General features: G+C 67.2%; 18 protein-coding genes. 9 read left to right on the plus strand and 9 right to left on the minus strand.

Annotated elements, in window-relative coordinates; genetic code table 11:
• The first annotated feature begins 8 nt into the window (after positions 1 to 8).
• The 3 genes from ACQFZP_RS02080 to ilvA are packed head-to-tail and all read left to right on the plus strand — an operon-like array spanning position 9 to position 3,095.
• On the plus strand, positions 9 to 578 hold the full coding sequence (locus ACQFZP_RS02080) for a LemA family protein (protein ID WP_211890182.1): 570 nt from the start codon (positions 9 to 11) through the stop codon (positions 576 to 578).
• 40 nt (positions 579 to 618) lie between these two features.
• Positions 619 to 1,851 (plus strand): AI-2E family transporter, encoded by a 1,233-nt coding sequence (locus ACQFZP_RS02085; protein ID WP_179556445.1) that lies wholly within the window; start codon positions 619 to 621, stop codon positions 1,849 to 1,851.
• Positions 1,848 to 3,095, plus strand: coding sequence for a threonine ammonia-lyase (ilvA, locus tag ACQFZP_RS02090; RefSeq protein WP_179556446.1), 1,248 nt, complete (start codon positions 1,848 to 1,850; stop codon positions 3,093 to 3,095). The genes ACQFZP_RS02085 and ilvA overlap by 4 nt, the downstream gene beginning before the upstream one ends.
• Positions 3,096 to 3,186: 91 nt before the next feature.
• On the opposite strand, the gene greA is transcribed toward ilvA, so the two are convergent.
• Together greA and ACQFZP_RS02100 are read right to left on the minus strand one after the other, a co-directional pair.
• Positions 3,187 to 3,672 carry a transcription elongation factor GreA gene (gene greA, locus ACQFZP_RS02095; RefSeq protein WP_104253676.1) on the minus strand — a complete coding sequence of 162 codons (486 nt, stop codon included), beginning with the start codon at positions 3,670 to 3,672 and terminating at the stop codon, positions 3,187 to 3,189.
• A gap of 67 nt (positions 3,673 to 3,739) precedes the next feature.
• Positions 3,740 to 4,195 (minus strand): DUF4307 domain-containing protein, encoded by a 456-nt coding sequence (locus ACQFZP_RS02100; protein WP_211890183.1) that lies wholly within the window; start codon positions 4,193 to 4,195, stop codon positions 3,740 to 3,742.
• A 96-nt stretch (positions 4,196 to 4,291) separates the two neighbouring features.
• Here ACQFZP_RS02100 and mca point away from each other — a divergent pair, with 96 nt between their 5' ends.
• Together mca and ACQFZP_RS02110 are read left to right on the plus strand one after the other, a co-directional pair.
• Positions 4,292 to 5,188 carry a mycothiol conjugate amidase Mca gene (gene mca, locus ACQFZP_RS02105; protein ID WP_307852723.1) on the plus strand — a complete coding sequence of 299 codons (897 nt, stop codon included), beginning with the start codon at positions 4,292 to 4,294 and terminating at the stop codon, positions 5,186 to 5,188.
• Positions 5,185 to 5,556: a hypothetical protein gene (locus tag ACQFZP_RS02110; RefSeq protein ID WP_179556448.1), complete on the plus strand. Its 372-nt coding sequence runs from the start codon at positions 5,185 to 5,187 to the stop codon at positions 5,554 to 5,556. Before mca ends, ACQFZP_RS02110 begins: the two co-directional genes overlap by 4 nt.
• Before the next feature lie 10 nt (positions 5,557 to 5,566).
• Here ACQFZP_RS02110 and trhA read toward each other — a convergent pair whose 3' ends face one another.
• Complete coding sequence (gene trhA / locus ACQFZP_RS02115; protein WP_211890184.1) at positions 5,567 to 6,310, minus strand: PAQR family membrane homeostasis protein TrhA; 744 nt, start codon at positions 6,308 to 6,310, stop codon at positions 5,567 to 5,569.
• A gap of 70 nt (positions 6,311 to 6,380) precedes the next feature.
• Here trhA and ACQFZP_RS02120 point away from each other — a divergent pair, with 70 nt between their 5' ends.
• From ACQFZP_RS02120 to ACQFZP_RS02130, 3 genes are all read left to right on the plus strand, one after another.
• Complete coding sequence (locus ACQFZP_RS02120) at positions 6,381 to 7,157, plus strand: isoprenyl transferase (protein WP_371030422.1); 777 nt, start codon at positions 6,381 to 6,383, stop codon at positions 7,155 to 7,157.
• 258 nt (positions 7,158 to 7,415) lie between these two features.
• Positions 7,416 to 8,735 (plus strand): PhoH family protein, encoded by a 1,320-nt coding sequence (locus tag ACQFZP_RS02125; protein WP_307852774.1) that lies wholly within the window; start codon positions 7,416 to 7,418, stop codon positions 8,733 to 8,735.
• A 110-nt stretch (positions 8,736 to 8,845) separates the two neighbouring features.
• Positions 8,846 to 9,475: a prepilin peptidase gene (locus ACQFZP_RS02130; protein WP_211890186.1), complete on the plus strand. Its 630-nt coding sequence runs from the start codon at positions 8,846 to 8,848 to the stop codon at positions 9,473 to 9,475.
• Positions 9,476 to 9,582: 107 nt separating this feature from the next.
• Here the strand turns inward: ACQFZP_RS02130 and ACQFZP_RS02135 are convergent, their stop codons facing one another.
• The 6 genes from ACQFZP_RS02135 to fbaA all read right to left on the minus strand — a co-directional run bounded on the left by ACQFZP_RS02135 (position 9,583) and on the right by fbaA (position 14,844).
• A complete protein-coding gene (locus tag ACQFZP_RS02135; RefSeq protein WP_374100736.1) occupies positions 9,583 to 10,986 on the minus strand; it encodes a class II fumarate hydratase in 1,404 nt (467 codons plus the stop codon).
• A 59-nt stretch (positions 10,987 to 11,045) separates the two neighbouring features.
• Positions 11,046 to 11,693, minus strand: coding sequence for a DUF4245 domain-containing protein (locus tag ACQFZP_RS02140; RefSeq protein WP_104312333.1), 648 nt, complete (start codon positions 11,691 to 11,693; stop codon positions 11,046 to 11,048).
• Complete coding sequence (locus tag ACQFZP_RS02145; protein WP_371030391.1) at positions 11,693 to 11,917, minus strand: exodeoxyribonuclease VII small subunit; 225 nt, start codon at positions 11,915 to 11,917, stop codon at positions 11,693 to 11,695. The genes ACQFZP_RS02140 and ACQFZP_RS02145 overlap by 1 nt, the downstream gene beginning before the upstream one ends.
• A 5-nt stretch (positions 11,918 to 11,922) precedes the next feature.
• The gene (gene xseA / locus ACQFZP_RS02150) at positions 11,923 to 13,203 is read right to left on the minus strand and encodes an exodeoxyribonuclease VII large subunit (RefSeq protein ID WP_258068218.1); all 1,281 of its coding nucleotides are present in this window, start codon (positions 13,201 to 13,203) and stop codon (positions 11,923 to 11,925) included.
• 172 nt (positions 13,204 to 13,375) lie between these two features.
• Complete coding sequence (locus tag ACQFZP_RS02155; RefSeq protein ID WP_211890187.1) at positions 13,376 to 13,822, minus strand: DUF6264 family protein; 447 nt, start codon at positions 13,820 to 13,822, stop codon at positions 13,376 to 13,378.
• Positions 13,819 to 14,844, minus strand: coding sequence for a class II fructose-bisphosphate aldolase (gene fbaA / locus ACQFZP_RS02160; RefSeq protein WP_104312330.1), 1,026 nt, complete (start codon positions 14,842 to 14,844; stop codon positions 13,819 to 13,821). The genes ACQFZP_RS02155 and fbaA overlap by 4 nt, the downstream gene beginning before the upstream one ends.
• A gap of 232 nt (positions 14,845 to 15,076) precedes the next feature.
• Here fbaA and glpX point away from each other — a divergent pair, with 232 nt between their 5' ends.
• Entirely contained in the window at positions 15,077 to 16,009 is a 933-nt protein-coding gene (gene glpX / locus ACQFZP_RS02165; RefSeq protein ID WP_244295971.1) for a class II fructose-bisphosphatase, read from the plus strand.
• Positions 16,010 to 16,084 lie beyond the last annotated feature (75 nt).

Consider the following 16,084-nt stretch of genomic DNA (forward strand, 5'->3'; position numbering starts at 1 on the left):
ATTCCGGCATGCTCGAAGTCTGGATCGCCGTCGGAGCCGTGCTCCTCATCGTCATTGCCATCGCCGTGTACGCGGTCGCCACGAGCCGCGCGTTGAAGCGGCTGCAGACGCGCGTGGATGCAGCCTGGACTGACATCACCGCGCAGCTCGTTGCCCGCGAGGAGCTCCTGCCGCAGCTCGAGAGCAGCGTGCGGACGTTCGCGACGCACGAGGACAAGGCCTTCGCCGCGTTCGCCGAGGCGCGTCAGGTCAGCTCGCAGGCGCAGACCCCTGAAGAAGTGAGCGCCGCAGAGAACGGGGTGCAGGGCGCGCTCCGCGGTCTCTTCGCCGCCGCAGAGGCCTACCCACAGCTGCAGGCGAGTCGGGAGTTCCTGCAGCTGCAGTCCGACCTCGTCGACGTGGAGAACCGCATTCAGGCATCGCGTCGCTTCTACAACGGAGGCGTTCGCGAGTACAACACCAAGGTCAAGGTGTTCCCCAACAATCTCGTCGCCGGCCCGCTCCATTACGGGCAGCGCTCGTTCTTCGAGGTGGCCGACCGTGCCGCCATCTCGCAGCCCCCTCGGGTGCAGTTCTAGTGGCACCGACGCGCCCGCGGGCGCTCCTAGTATTGAGCCTATGACCGAACGAGACCTCGACGAGACGACCGCCACGGCGGCCTCGGCGAGAACCGGCTCCACACTGGCGCAGAACCCCTCGCCAGCGCTGCGCAACGAGAGCGAAGACGAACTCGTCCCACGCGGTCTTCGCATCGGCGCCGCCTGGGCCTGGCGCAGCGTGGCCATCCTGCTCGCGCTCATCCCGCTCGGCTGGCTCGTGACCCAGGCGTCGCTGCTCGTCATCCCCCTGCTCGTGGCCGCACTGCTCGCATCGCTGCTAGCCCCACTCATGAAGTGGCTGGTGGGGAGCGGGCTGCCGCGCTGGGCCGCGCTCATCCTGTCGCTCATCGTGCTGCTGGTCGCCATCGGCACCCTCATCACGCTGGTCATCAGCCAGTTCGCGCAGGGGTTCAACCTCGACCTCGGAAAGCTCGAGGCGCAATACCAGCTGGCCCTGCAGTTCCTCAGGGACTCCCCGCTGCACGTCACCGAGGAACAGGTCGATGCGGGGCTGAGCGAGATCGTCGGCTGGGTGCAGTCGAACGTCAATTCCATCGCGTCGCAAGCGGTCTCGGTCGGGTCGAACGTCGCCGCCTTCCTCGCGGGGACGCTCGTCACCGCGTTCGCGCTGATCTTCTACCTGCTCGACGGGCGCAGCATCTGGCTCTTCATCGTGTCGATCTTCCCGAAGAAGGCGCGCGCCGCCATCGACGGAGCGGGGCAGCGTGGGTGGATCTCCGTGGGCCACTACGTGCGCGTGCAGGTGCTGGTCGCCCTCATCGATGCCGTCGGCATCTACCTCGGTGCCGTCATCCTCCAGGTGCCGTTCGCGCTGCCGATCGGCGTCATCGTGTTCCTCGCCTCGTTCGTGCCCTACATCGGAGCGATCTCGGCGGGCACGATCGCCGTCGCGGTCGCCCTGGCGTACAACGGCTTCCTCAACGCCCTCATCATGCTGATCGTCGTCGTCGCCGTCATGCAGATCGAGTCGCACATCCTGCAGCCGCTGATCATGGGCAGCGCCGTCAAGCTGCATCCGCTCGCCGTGCTGCTGTCGGTGAGCGCCGGAACCATCTTCGGCGGCATCGCCGGTGCCGTCTTCGCGGTCCCGCTCGTTGCAGCGGGCAAGGTCATGGTCCAGTACATCTCGCGGGGCTCCTGGCGAGACGAACCCGACCCGACCAAGCTCACCAAGCCCCCAACACCCCAGCGCGAGAAGTCGCAGCGCGAACAGAAGGCAAGCACGGTATGACCGCTCCCATCATCACGCTGGACCAGATCGTCGCGGCACGCGAAATCGTGCGGCAGGTCATCTCGCAGACGCCCATCGACTCGGCACGCTTCCTCTCGGAGAAGCTCGGCTCGCCTGTGCTGCTCAAGTGCGAGAACATGCAGCGCACCGGGTCGTACAAGATCCGCGGCGCCACGTACCGCCTCTCGCAGCTGAGCGAGGAGCAGCGGTCTCGCGGAGTCGTGGCGGCCTCGGCAGGAAACCATGCGCAGGGCGTCGCGTTTGCTGCGCGAGAGCTCGGCATCAAGGCGACCATCTTCATGCCAGTGGGCGTGCCCCTCCCCAAGCTGCAGGCCACGCGCGGATACGGCGCCGACGTGGTCCTGACCGGTGTCAACGTCGCCGACGCTCTGGTCGCTGCGAAGCAGTTCGCGGTCGACACGGGAGCGGAGTTCATCCACCCGTACGACCACGCCGACATCATCACGGGGCAGGCCACGCTCGCGCTCGACATCCTCGAGCAGGCACCCGACGTCGACACGATCATCGTGCCCATCGGCGGGGGCGGCCTCATCTCGGGCGTCAGCGTCGCGGCGTCGCTCCTCGGCGAGCAGCGTGGTCGGCCGATCCGCATCATCGGCGTGCAGGCCGCGAACTCCGCGCCCTTCCCGGTCTCACTCGAGGCGGGCTACCCGGTGAAGATCCAGGCGCGACCGACGATCGCCGACGGCATCGCCGTCGACGTGCCAGGGGACATCACGTTCGAGGTCGTCCGCAACCTCGTGGATGAGGTGGTCACGGTCTCCGAGGACGACATCTCGCGGGCGATCCTGCTGCTCGTCGAGCGCGCCAAGCTCGTCGCCGAGCCAGCCGGGGCGACTGCCGTCGCGGCGATCCTCGCCGGCAAGATCAAGGACGCGGGCACGACCGTCGCGATCCTCTCGGGCGGCAACATCGACCCGCTCATGCTCGAGAAGGTGCTGAGCCGCGGCCTCGCCGCATCCGATCGCTACCTGAAGCTCGTCATCGAGCTGCAGGACGTTCCGGGTCAGCTCGCGCTCATCGCGAAGACCATCAGCGAGGTCAACGCGAACGTGGTCGAAGTCCTGCACACACGCCACAACAAGGGCCTGCAGGTGAGCCACGTCGAGCTCGAGGTCTCCGTCGAGACGCGCGGCACCGAGCACTCCCATCAGGTGATGGATGCGCTTCGCGCGCTCGGCTACCAGCCGCGCACGAGCCGGGACGCGGCTCCGATGCCGTGACCCGAGCATCCGGCGCGCAGCCCTGACACAGAAGAGGACCTCCCACGGGAGGTCCTCTTCTGCTGCACCGCGTGCGCGCTGCGGCTGGCGCCTACGGGTGGAAGGTCTCGACCTCGACGATCTCGACGTCGATGGAGTTGCCGTTCGGCGCCTCGTAGCTGGTGGATGCGCCGACTGCGAGGCCCAGGATGGAAGCCCCGAGCGGGCTCTCACCCGAGTACACGCGCAACTGCGTCTGCGAGGCCATCTCGCGGCTGCCGAGGAGGAACTTCTGCTCCTTGCCGCCGATCTTGGCCGTCACGACGGTTCCGGTCTCGACGATGCCGGATGCTTCCGGCGCTTCGCGGACCTCGGAGTTCTTCAGCATCGTCTCGAGCTGGTTGATGCGGGCCTCGATCTTGCCCTGCTCGTCCTTCGCCGCGTGGTAGCCGGCGTTCTCCTTGAGGTCGCCGTCTTCGCGCGCCTCTTCGATGCGCTTGGCGATCTCTTCACGACCGTTCACGGCGAGCTCGTCGAGCTCCGCCTTGAGCCGGTCATACGTCTCCTGGGTGAGCCAGGTCACCGATGGGTTAGCCATGCTGGAACTCCTTGTGCAGCCGGATACGACCAAAGCCCTGACGCGAGTCAGGGCCTCAGTCGCCATTCTACGGCAACCAGCATTCCTTCACCAAAGCCGTCGTGCCCGCCTTCGTCGTCCGGACCTGGACATTCAGCACCTGGGACGCCTCGTCGGTGGGTGGGACGTCCACGACGTCCCAGCCGACGACTGCCTGCTGCTCGTCGCGGATCTCGATGGCGCAGGTCACCTCGGTGCCTGCCGGGGCCGTGATGCGGTAGTCGAAGCTCACGTTCGCGTCGTCCAGGATGGAGAACCGGACGGTGTCGGCGCGGATCGCCGAGGAGGAGACCGGGCCGACGGTCGTCGTCGCCCAGAACGCGACGACCGCGATGACGAAGATGCCGACCAACATCCAGATCCAGCGTTCCGGCTTCTTCTCGGAGCGGGGGGCGCGCGCGCCATATCGATCGACGAGATCAGCGCGGGATGCGAGGTCGGCTGCGGGGGTGGCCGCGGCGACGGTTTCGCGTTCAGCTGACACTGGGGGTTCCTCTCGGCGGGAGGGCGTGCACGGCCAGAAACTGGCGGCCGCGCGAGATAGGCTCTCTACCTAGGTTAACGTTCCACGAGGAGACCAGTGACACTTCGACTGATGGCGGTCCACGCCCATCCCGATGACGAGTCCAGCAAGGGTGCCGCGACCTACGCCGCGTACCGTGCGAGGGGTGCCGAGGTCATGGTGGTCAGCTGCACCGGTGGCGAGGCTGGCGACATCCTCAACCCGGGGCTCGAATCCGTCTTCCACGCGCAGCGTGACCTCGCGGGCCTCCGCCGCGTCGAGATGGCCGCCGCACAGGAGTTCCTCGGCGTCGAGCACCGCTGGCTCGGGTACGTCGACTCCGGAATGGCGTCGGAAGACGGCTCGCTGCCCGTGAACTCGTTCGCGAGCATCCCACTCGACATCTCCGCGCGGCCGCTGCTGCGCCTCGTCCGTGAGTTCCGCCCGCACGTGCTCGTCACGTACGACGAGAATGGCGGCTACCCGCACCCAGACCACATCCGCACGCATGACGTCTCCATGCGCGTCTGGCGAGAGTCCGGACTCGCGTCGCACCCCGAACTCGGAGCACCCTGGCGCATCTCGAAGCTCTACTACGACCGCACCATGAACGGCAAGCGGGCGGACAGCCTCCTGCAGCACATAAAGGGACTCGACCCGGAGTCGCCGCTCCTCGAGCGCCTCGAGCAGATGCTCGCCTGGATGCGCGACAAGCCCAGCAACGTCACGACCCAGATCCAGATCGACGAGTTCTTCGACGCCCGCGACTCGGCCCTGCGTTCGCACGCCAGCCAGGTGGCACCCGATAGCGGTTTCTTCGCGATTCCACGCGACATCGAGGCGGCGGCCTACCCGTACGACGACTTCGAGCTGGTGGACTCACGCGTCGATGCTCCGACGCCGGAGACCGACCTCTTCAGCGGTGTCGACGAGCGGAATGACGACAAGCAGCGCTCCCCGGGGGCTTCCGCGTGATGCTCGTCGCGCAGGCCCAGACCTGGATGCTGACACTCGCCGCGACCGCGCCGACGCCGGGGGAGGAACTGCCTTTCAACCCGGATGACGTGACCCCGGGCCCGCTCGGCTTCTTCGTCTTCATCTTCGTCGCGGTCGCGACCGGACTGCTCGTGATGGACCTCATCCGACGGACGAGCCGCGTCCAGGCGCGAGCGCGCATCCGCGAGCAGCTGCAGGCCGAGGTCGCTGCGGGCAAGGCCGCGGACGCTGCGGCCGCTGCGCGGCCGGCAGGCTCGGGCGCCGTGGCGACGGGAGATGCCCACCCGGACGGACAGGCCGCACCGGACGCAGAGCAGGCCGCAGGCGAGAAGAAGATCGCCGACTAGGTCCGTCCGGTCAGCCGGTGAAGACCGGCGGGTCGATGCACAGCAGCAGGATGCCCGTCCACTGGCTCAGGAACGCGAGCACCGTGAAGACGTGGAACAGCTCGTGGAAGCCAAAATGGCCCGGCCAGAAGTTCGGACGCTTGAGCGCGTAGAAGACCGCGCCGACGGTGTAGAAGAGACCTCCGACGACGATGAGCACCACCGTCGCCACGTTGACAGCCGCGATATCGCCGAGGTACGCGACGGCCGCCCACCCGAGTGCGATGTACAGCGCCACGTAGAGCCAGCGCGGAGCGCCGATCCAGAACACGCGGAAGCAGATGCCGAGCAGCGCGGCGACCCAGACGACTGCGAACAGCGGCCACCCCTCCTCCGGTGGCAAGGCGACGAGCGCGATGGGCGCGTACGTCCCCGAGATGAGCAGGAAGATGTTGGCGTGGTCGAAGCGCTTGAGCGCGACACGAGCCTTCTCGCTCCAGTTGAAGCGGTGGTAGAGCGCTGAGATGCCGAACAGCAGCCACGAGCAGAGCGCGTAGAGCGCGCAGGCGAGCTTCGCGGTGGTGCCCTCGGCGAGCACGATGAGCACGATGCCGGCAACGACCGACACGGGAAGCGTGCCGGCGTGCACCCAGCCGCGCCAGGACGGTTTCGCCTCCACGACGGGAGCCCCCGACTCTGCCTCGAGCACCGGCAGGTGCACCGTGGGCTCCGGCCCCGGGTCGAGTTCATCGTCTGCGTGATGTTCTGAAGCCACCCTCGAACTCTACGCGGCCTCGTGCACGTGTATCCGACCCGGGGTCCGGTACGTTGGCTGAACCATGTCGATGATTCCCACCAGCTTGCGGAGCTTCCTGTACGGGCTGTACACGAGGCGTCTGCGTCGATCTCTGCACGGACGTCCCAAGCCGAAGCACGTCGCGATGATCATCGACGGCAACCGGCGCTGGGCCAGGCAGCTCGGCCTGCGCGACGCCGCGCAGGGGCACGCGGCGGGCGCGGCCAAGATGATGGAGTTCCTCGCCTGGTGCGACCGGGAGGGAGTGCAGGTCGTCACGCTCTACCTGCTCTCGAACGACAACCTCAAGAACCGCAGCAGCGAGGAGCTCGACGCCCTCATCGACATCATCGAGAAGCTCGCGGTGCAGATCGCCGACAACGCGCGCTGGCGAGTGCACCATGCGGGGTCCTCGGAGCATCTCCCAGCCGGGCTCGGGGCGACGCTCGAGCGCCTGCAGCGCGACACGGCCCAGCGCCGTGGCATGCACGTGAACCTTGCCGTGGGGTACGGAGGCCGCAGCGAGATCGTCGACGCGATGCGGCGGATCGTGCGAGCGCACGCAGCAGACGGGGGCGATGTCGCCGCACTCGCGGACATCCTCACCCCCGATCTCATCGCGGAGCACCTCTACACAGGCGGGCAGCCAGACCCCGACCTCGTGATCCGCACCTCGGGTGAGCAGCGGCTCAGCGACTTCATGCTGTGGCAGTCGGCCCACTCGGAGTTCTACTTCGTCGAGGCGCTCGGGCCGGACCTGCGAGAGGTCGATTTCCTGCGCGCCCTGCGCGACTTCGCTTCGCGCCAACGCCGCTACGGGCAGTAGCGGCCGCGCTCCCAGACACGAGCCAAGATTTAACGTTCGCCTGCGCGTGGCGTGCGCGGCATCGTCGTACGTTAATGCCATCAGGTACGGTGCCTGATCGAAACGGCCACAGGTTCCCGAAGTTCGTTTCACCCTACCGAGTGCCCCTGTGGTCGGAACGTAACCCAACGACGAGCGAGAGCTTGGCGAAGGAGCGGAACTGCCGTGACACCCGCACAGCGCAACACCGACCACCTCGAGAACGAGGAAGGGAGCGCCGTGCACGTCGCGGTTCCCGACACCGCGACCTCGACCCGCACCTACGTGCTCGACACGTCGGTGCTCCTCAGCGATCCGAGGGCCCTGTTCCGTTTCGCGGAGCATGCCGTCGTCATTCCCGTCGTCGTCATCACGGAGCTCGAGAAGAAGCGGCACGACCCGGAGATCGGGTACTTCGCACGCCAGGCGCTCCGGTTCCTCGATGAGCTGCGCATCAAGCATGAGCGCCTCGACTTCCCGATCGCCATCGGGGAGGCCGGAGGCACGTTGCGAGTCGAGCTCAACCACTCGAACATGAGCGTGCTGCCCAGCGGGATGCAGCTCGGAGACAACGACACGCGCATCCTGGCGGTCGCGCAGAACCTGGCTGGCGAGGGGCTCGCGGTCACCGTCGTCTCCAAGGACCTGCCGATGCGCGTCAAGGCGTCGGCGATCGGCCTCGCCGCTGAGGAGTATCGGGCCGAGTTGGCTCGCGACACCGGCTACACGGGGGTCGCCGAGATCTCGCTCGGGGCGGACGAGCTCGACACGCTGTACACCGACGAGAATGTCGCGACCGGGGCCGTCGACGAGCTGCCCGTCAACACGAGCCTCGTGATCCACTCGGATCGCGGCTCCGCGCTCGGACGCGTGTCGGGGAAGGGCGCCGTCCGACTTGTGCGGGGCGATCTGGATGTGTTCGGCGTGCACGGGCGTTCGGCGGAGCAGCGTCTCGCCATCGACCTGCTCCTCGATCAGTCGATCGGCATCGTGTCGCTCGGCGGACGCGCGGGTACTGGGAAGAGTGCCCTCGCCCTGGCCGCGGGCCTCGAGTCGGTCCTCGAACGCGGGCTGCACCGGAAGATCATGGTCTTCCGCCCGCTCTTCGCGGTGGGCGGGCAGGAGCTCGGCTTCCTGCCCGGCGACCAGGGCGAGAAGATGAACCCTTGGGGGCAGGCGGTCTACGACGCCCTGTCGGCGATCGTCTCCGAGAACGTCATCGACGAGGTCATGGATCGTGGCATGCTCGAGATCCTCCCTCTCACGCACATCCGCGGGCGGTCGCTCCACGACGCCTTCGTGATCGTGGATGAGGCGCAGTCGCTCGAACGGAACGTGCTGCTCACGATGCTCTCGCGCATCGGCAAGAACTCGCGCGTGGTGCTCACCCACGATGTCGCTCAGCGCGACAATCTGCGCGTCGGTCGGCATGATGGCGTCGCCTCGGTGATCGAGACGCTCAAGGGGCACAAGCTCTTCGCCCACATGACGCTGACGAGGTCCGAGCGCAGCGACATCGCCGCGCTGGTCACCGAGCTGCTGGGTGACTACGAGGTGTGACGCTGCGGACGGGCGCGGGGACTGCCCGGATTGCACTTCGGGCAGCGCCCACGCCCTCGATCCTGTGGATAACTTCTGCGCGGCACGAGTGTGGTGACTAGCGTTCTGGCATGGCAGAGAGAGCAAGGGGGAGCTCTTCTGCCGTGACGAGGCTGGGCTCCGCGCGCGAACACGGGGGAGCGCGGGGCCCGGCCTCTTCGTCACGGCGGTGGAGCTTCGGGGAGTTGCTGTGCGTTGGCGCCCTGGTCGGCGTGGCGGTCGCCGCGGCGGTTGCGGGGCGGCTCGGCGAGCTCCCGGTGATGGTCGCGCTCGCGATCGTCACGCCCCGTCTCGTCGTCACTGACGTGAGGGAGCACCGACTGCCGAATCCGCTTGTGGTGTTCGCCGCGCTTGGCCTGCTGCTCGCGTGCTGCCTCGACTGGCTCCTCACCGGGAGCCTCGACGTGGTGGCGATCGTCATCGGCGTGCTGGTCGGAGCTGTGCTCCTGCTCTGCTCGGTGCTCGGCGGGCTGGGCATGGGTGACGTGAAACTCGGGGCCGTCCTCGCGGCCGCGGCGGCTCTGGTGCACCCGTCCCTCGCCGCTCTCCTCGTCTTCCTCGCCGTCCTGTTCGGGGGACTGCAGAGCATCGTCGTGCTCGCCTGCACCCGCGATCGGCGGCGGAGCATCGCGTTCGGGCCGGCGCTGCTCGCCGGTTACTGGCTCCCCGTGGCGTGGCTGGCCGTGTCCGGGCCGGTGTGACCGCCACGCGCGTGCGACGGCGCCCGCCCGCTTGAGGACAGCGCCGGGGGATGACAGCAATGACCCGCCGTGTCGCCACGGCGGGTCATTGCTGCGCAGACGCGCGCTTACAGGTTCGGCGAGGTCATGCTGAGCACGTCGAGCTTCTCGTCGAGCTGCTCTTCCGTGATGTCGCCACGCTCGACGTAGCCGAGGTCGATGACGGCCTGGCGGACGGTGACCTTGTTGGCAACCGAGTACTTCGCGATCTTCGCGGCGGCCTCGTACCCGATGACGCGGTTGAGCGGAGTGACGATCGACGGGGAGGACTCGGCCAGGGCGCGAGCGCGCTCTTCGTTGGCGACGAGGCCATCGACGGTCTTGTCAGCGAGCACGCGGACGCTGTTCGCGAGGAGACGGATGGACTCGAGCAGCGCGGTTCCCATGACGGGGATCTGCACGTTCAGCTCGAACGAACCAGAGGCTCCTCCGAAGACGATGGCCGCGTCGTTGCCGATGACGCGCGATGCCACCATGAGGACCGCCTCTGGCACGACCGGGTTGACCTTGCCCGGCATGATCGAGGAGCCCGGCTGCAGGTCGGGGATCAGGATCTCGCCGAGGCCCGTGTTCGGCCCCGATCCCATCCAGCGGAGGTCGTTGTTGATCTTGATGAGGCTCACCGCGATCGTCCGCAGCGCGCCCGAGGCTTCGACGAGGCCGTCACGCGCACCCTGTGCCTCGAAGTGGTCGAGCGCCTCGGTGAGGGGGAGCTTCGAGTTCTCGGCCAGCTCGGCGATGACCTGCTGCGAGAACCCGGCCGGGGTGTTGATGCCGGTGCCCGTCGCGGTTCCACCGAGGGGGACCTCGGCGACGCGTGAGATCGTCGACTGCACGCGCTCGATGCCGAGGCGGATCTGCCTGGCGTAGCCGGCGAACTCCTGGCCGAGTGTGACCGGGGTCGCATCCATGAGGTGCGTGCGGCCGGCCTTCACGGTGGTCGCCCACTGCTGGGCTTTGCGCTCGAGGGCTTCAGCGAGGTGCTCGAGACCGGGGACGAGGTTGTTGAGCAGCGCGTCCGTGACGGCGACGTGCACCGACGTCGGGAACACGTCATTCGACGACTGCGAGGCGTTCACGTGGTCGTTCGGGTGAACGGTCTCCCCGAGGCCTCGTGTGGCGAGAGTCGCGAGGACCTCGTTGATGTTCATGTTCGACGAGGTGCCAGAGCCGGTCTGGTAGACGTCGATCGGGAACTGATCGAGGTGCTCTCCGTCGATGATCTGCTGTGCGGCGGCCACGATGGCGTCGGCCACGGGCTGCTCGATGATGCCGAGCTTGGCGTTCACGATCGCGGCGGCGCGCTTGATGCGTGCGAGGGCGATGATCTGGCCCGGTTCGAGGCCCGCACCGGAGATGGGGAAGTTCTCGACGGCGCGCTGAGTCTGCGCAGCGTAGAGGGCGTTCTTGGGAACGCGGACCTCGCCCATCGTGTCGTGCTCGATGCGGTACTCGTCTTGATTTTCCACCACGTTGTGTGACCTTTCCAGGTAGCCGATCTCTGTAGAGGCCAGCCTACCGAGTACTGGCCTCAGCCGAGGTCGGCAGCGACGAGCTCTGCCAGTTTCGTGACGGTCTCCGGCTTGTTGTTGCCGTAGACGAGGTAGGCCTGGTCGCCCTGCTCGTGGACGAGCATGTAGGCACGGTTGCCGGCGTCCTCCGGGCTGAGGTTCGTCGCGTCGTACTCGATCCAGTCGAGGCCGCCGACCTGCACGGTGCCCGTCGGCGTGCGCTCGCGCGTTGCGTCGAGCAACCAGGTCGGGTTGACGCCGATGCCCTGGCTCAGCCCCACGTACTCCGTCGGGGCATCCTTCGGGCCGACGAGGAAGCCGATGTACCACTCGCTCACGCCGTCGGCGCTCGTGCGGATCTCGGCCTCGTTCGCGGTCCAGTCTGCCGGGACCTGCGGCACGACGAGCGGCTCGGCGAAGTCGCCCTGCGCGCTCTCGGCCTCCGAGGCGAAGTCGACGTCGAAGGACACCGGCGTCTCGTTGCGCGGAACGATGGCGACGATGAAGACAACGAGGCCGAGCGAGACGAGGAGCGAGTAGACGAGATTGTTGATCGTCTTGCGCTTGCGGTACAGGCGCGAGGACTCGGCCTTTCGCGCGAAGGTCTCTTCCGGAGTCTCGGGGCGACCGAGCTCCGCGACGATCGGGGGTTGCTTCTGCTTGGCCATCAGGACTCGTCGGTGTCGTCGGTGCGCCGGCGTGCCGCCTCGAGGCGCTTGCGTGCGCCGAGCAGCCACGACTCGCAGTGCGCCGCGAGCTGCTCGCCGCGCTCCCAGAGCTTGAGTGAGGCCTCGAGCGAGGCACTGCCCTGTTCGAGCTGGCTCACGACGGAGATGAGCTCGTCGCGTGCCTGCTCGTAGCTGAGCTCTGCGATGTCGGACTGTTCCTGCATGGTGGTCATTCTACGTTCGCCTCCGTTGCGCCATTCGAGGCGCCGGTCGTGATGATGGGCTCGCCGCCGAGGGACGAGGCCGTGATGCGGCCGTCAGCCGTGCGGATACGGAGCTCGGCGGATGCTGGGGCGTCCTGCCAGGCCGTGACGAGTGTGCGAGCGGCGCCGTCGACGCGCTCGACGATCGAGTATCCGCGCTCGAGCGTGCCCTGCGGGGAGAGGCCGCGCAGATGGCGGGCCAGCGACTCGAGCTTGTCCTGTTCTCGGTCGAGGCGACGGGTGATGAGCTCTTCGCCGCGCTGCGAGGCACGCATGAGCTCCTCGCCGCGCTGGTCGATGATCCAGGACGGGTTGGCGAGCGCCGGGCGAGACACGAGGGATTCGAGGGCATTCGACTCGCTGCGAACGCGGTCGACGATGCGCTGCAGGATTCGGGACCTTGCCTGCTGGACTCCAGCGAGTTCCTCCGCCACGTCTGGCACGACCCGCTTGGCGGCGTCCGTCGGGGTGGAGGCTCGGAGATCGGCGACATCGTCGAGGATCGGTCGATCGGCTTCGTGGCCGATGGCGCTGACGACGGGTGTCGAGAGCTCGGAGACGAGCCGCACGAGGCTCTCGTCGCTGAAGGGGAGGAGGTGCTGGAAGTCGCCACCGCCTCGCGCGACGATGATGACATCGACCTCTGGGTCTGCGTCGAGCTGCAGCAATGCGGCCGAGACCTCGGCGACCGTGCGCTCGCCCTGCACGGAGGTGTGGATCGTGCGGAACTGCACTGCTGGCCAGCGGAGCTCCGAGTTGCGTCGCACGTCCTTCTCAGCATCGGACTCTCGCCCCGTGATGAGTCCGATGGTGCCGGGCAGGAAGGGGAGAGCCTTCTTGCGGCCATCGGCGAAGAGGCCCTCGGCGGCCAGCTGCTTGCGGAGCCGTTCGAGCCGTTCGAGGAGGTCGCCGAGTCCGACGTGCCGCAGGTCGGAGACTTGCATCGAGAGCGTGCCGCCCTTGACCCAGAAGTCTGGTTTGACGCTCGCGATGACGCGGTCGCCTTGCTTGAACTCGCCGTCGAGACGCTGGACGACGCTGCGCCAGGCGGTGACCGAGAGCGTGGCGTCCGCGTCGAGGTCCTTGATCTTGCCGTAGGCGTGCCCGCCTCGGATGCTCCAGCCGGTGAGCTCGCCCTCGATCCAGACGGAGCCGAGGCGCGCGATCCAGTCTCGAACGAGTTCGGAGACGACGCTGACCGGCCAGGGTGCATCCGGTGTCGACTTCGGGGGCTGGATGACGACCACGTGCCTCTTTCGGAGATCTGGGCTGTCCCGCACGGATGCGATCAGGACTGCGCATCAGGACCGAGAAACTCGGCCCTGGCTTGCGATATCGAGGATATCGCGTGCCAGGGCCGAGTTCTCGTGCCTGTGGAGAGCGCCACCGCGCTCTTCGGTGGCTACCGGGCGTGTCGCGTCAGGTGGACGTCGGCGTCGCGGTTGGCAGTGCGCCGGTCGAGAGCGCCTGAAGTAGCTCTCCGTGGAGCAGGATCGCGGTCAACGTGAAGCCGAAGATCGTGATCAAGGTGACGACGGCGCCGATGACGGGAATCCACATGGCGCGCTTGCCTGCTTTCCAGCGGATGAGCGTGAGGTACAGCGTGAGCGCGTAGATCGCGGGAAGCACGAGGATCGCCGTCGTGGACAACACGCCGAGTCCTTCAGGCCGGACGTAGTCGCTGATCCCGAAGTCCTCATAGAGCAGGGCCATCTGGCCCGCCAGCGAGTTCTCCGTGAACGTCGTCATGTTCAGGATCGTGGCGACGAGGCCGAGCACCAGGAACCCGATGCCGAGGAAGCGGTCGTTCTTGCGTTTCGCTTCCTGCACCGTGTCCTGCTGCTCGGCTCCCGGCGTCACACTCACGCCGCTGAGTGACCGAACGAGCCGAGCTGCTTGGTGGCCTCGACGACGCGAGCCGCCATGGCGGACTCGGCCTTCTTGCCCCACGAGCGGGGGTCGTAGACCTTCTTGTTGCCGACTTCCCCGTCGATCTTGAGGAAGCCGTCGTAGTTCTTGAGCACCGTGTCGGCGACCGAGCGGCTGAACGCGTACTGCGTGTCCGTGTCGATGTTCATCTTGATGACGCCGTTGCGCACTGCCTCGGCGATCTCTTCGTCGGTGGAGCCCGAGCCGCCGTGGAAGACGAGGTCGAGCGGCTTGGCCCCGGTGCCGTACTTCTCAGCCAGGCCCGCCTGGATCTCCGCGAGGAGTTCAGGGCGGAGCTTGACGTTGCCGGGCTTGTAGACGCCGTGGACGTTGCCGAACGTGAGCGCGGCCATGTAGCGGCCACGGTCGCCGAGACCGAGAGCTTCGACGGTCGCGATCGCGTCATCGAGCGTCGTGTAGAGGTGCTCGTTGATCTCGTGCGCGACGCCATCTTCTTCGCCGCCGACGACACCGATCTCGACCTCGAGAATCTGGTTGTTGGCCTGGGTGAGCTTGAGGATCTTCGAAGCGATCTCGAGGTTCTCAGCGAGCGGCACAGCCGAGCCGTCCCACATGTGCGACTGGAAGATCGGCTCGCCGCCGCGCTTGATCTGCTCGGCGGATGCCTCGAGGAGCGGGTAGACGAATCCGTCGAGCGCATCCTTCGGGCAGTGGTCGGTGTGGAGTGCGACCGTGATGGGGTAGTTCTTCGCGACCTCGTGTGCGAATGCGGCCATGGCCAGCGCGCCGGAGGCGCGTGCCTTCACGGACTGGCCGGCGAAGTAGTCCGCACCGCCCGTCGTGACCTGGAGGATGCCGTCAGAGCCGGCTTCGGTGAGACCCTGGAGGACGGAGTTGATGGTCGACGAGCTGGAGACGTTGATCGCGGGGTACGCGAAGCCGCCTTCCTTGGCTCGGTTCAGCATCTCGGCGTACTGGTCCGGTGTTGCGATGGGCATGTGTGCTCCTTCAGCGCTTGGAACTTACGCGTGAAGTCTAGCCAGGGCCGCCGACTTTCTCCGAGCGCGCGTACTAGGGTTGGGAACTGGATAGCGCGGAGCAATGGTGTCGTGTGATTGCTCGGCGAGAACGTCCACAACGCCAGCGAAAGGGACCCCTGTGACCTCGACTTCCGCCACTCCGACTCCTGAGCACGGGCAGCTCTTCGCGAACCCGGACCGCAACCTCGCTATGGAGTTGGTGCGCGCAACCGAGGCCGCTGCCATCCGAGCGACGCCGTTCATCGGGCGAGGCGACAAGAACGCTGCCGATGGCGCCGCGGTCGATGCCATGCGCAAATTCCTTTCGACCGTCGACTTCGCCGGCGTGGTCGTCATCGGCGAGGGTGAGAAGGATGAAGCCCCGATGCTGTTCAACGGCGAGCAGGTCGGCAACGGTCAGGGCCCTGACTGCGACATCGCGGTCGACCCGATCGACGGGACGAGCTTGACCGCCGCCGGGCGCCAGAACGCGTTGAGCGTCATCGCCGTGGCTGACCGCGGTTCGATGTACAACCCGAAGGATCTCTTCTACATGGAGAAGATCGTGACCGGCCCCGAGGGGGTCGGCGTCATCGATCTCGCTCGCCCGATCGGCGAGAACATCCGCGCGCTGTCGAAGGCGAAGAACAAGCCGGTCGAGGACATGGTCATCGCCGTGCTCGATCGACCTCGCCACGAAGAGCTCATCAACGAGATCCGCGAGGCCGGAGCAGGGACGCAGCTCATGCTCGACGGTGATGTAGCTGGCGGCATCAACGCGGCGCGGGGCACCGGGCGCATCGACATGTGCGTCGGCATCGGCGGAACGCCGGAGGGCATCATCACCGCCTGTGCGATCAAGGCCCTGGGCGGCGTGCTCCAAGGCCGCTGGTACCCGCGCAACGCTGAGGAGCGCGAGCGGGCGATCGCTGCTGGACACGATCTGGATGCGGTGCTCACGCAGGACGATCTGGTCCGCACGGAGAACACGTACTTCGTGGCCACGGGTGTGACTGACGGTGGTCTGTGCGCGGGTGTCCGCCGGGTCGGCAACCGCATCATGACGGATTCGGTTGTGCTCCGTTCGCGTTCGGGCACGGTCCGCAGAGTCACGGCTGAGCACCTCGCCGACAAGTGGCTCTGACCCGGGTCTCTCTCTGACACATTCGCTGTTCTTCGGATGCTCCGCCCGCCACCAGGCCGGTGAAGCACCCTGGGG

Origin of the sequence: Pseudoclavibacter sp. Marseille-Q434 (assembly GCF_050315415.1) — a bacterium.
Taxonomy (GTDB): domain Bacteria; phylum Actinomycetota; class Actinomycetes; order Actinomycetales; family Microbacteriaceae; genus Pseudoclavibacter.

What these genes read in the sequence shown, in the direction of transcription:
- ilvA (WP_179556446.1), top strand. Translation starts at nt 1,848, where the DNA reads ATGACCGCTCCCATCATCACGCTGGACCAGATCGTCGCGGCACGCGAA.
- glpX (WP_244295971.1), top strand. Translation starts at nt 15,077, where the DNA reads ATGGAGTTGGTGCGCGCAACCGAGGCCGCTGCCATCCGAGCGACGCCG.
- ACQFZP_RS02085 (WP_179556445.1), top strand. Translation starts at nt 619, where the DNA reads ATGACCGAACGAGACCTCGACGAGACGACCGCCACGGCGGCCTCGGCG.
- ACQFZP_RS02120 (WP_371030422.1), top strand. Translation starts at nt 6,381, where the DNA reads ATGATTCCCACCAGCTTGCGGAGCTTCCTGTACGGGCTGTACACGAGG.
- ACQFZP_RS02145 (WP_371030391.1), bottom strand. Translation starts at nt 11,917, where the DNA reads ATGCAGGAACAGTCCGACATCGCAGAGCTCAGCTACGAGCAGGCACGC.
- fbaA (WP_104312330.1), bottom strand. Translation starts at nt 14,844, where the DNA reads ATGCCCATCGCAACACCGGACCAGTACGCCGAGATGCTGAACCGAGCC.
- ACQFZP_RS02080 (WP_211890182.1), top strand. Translation starts at nt 9, where the DNA reads ATGCTCGAAGTCTGGATCGCCGTCGGAGCCGTGCTCCTCATCGTCATT.
- ACQFZP_RS02140 (WP_104312333.1), bottom strand. Translation starts at nt 11,693, where the DNA reads ATGGCCAAGCAGAAGCAACCCCCGATCGTCGCGGAGCTCGGTCGCCCC.
- ACQFZP_RS02130 (WP_211890186.1), top strand. Translation starts at nt 8,846, where the DNA reads ATGGCAGAGAGAGCAAGGGGGAGCTCTTCTGCCGTGACGAGGCTGGGC.
- greA (WP_104253676.1), bottom strand. Translation starts at nt 3,672, where the DNA reads ATGGCTAACCCATCGGTGACCTGGCTCACCCAGGAGACGTATGACCGG.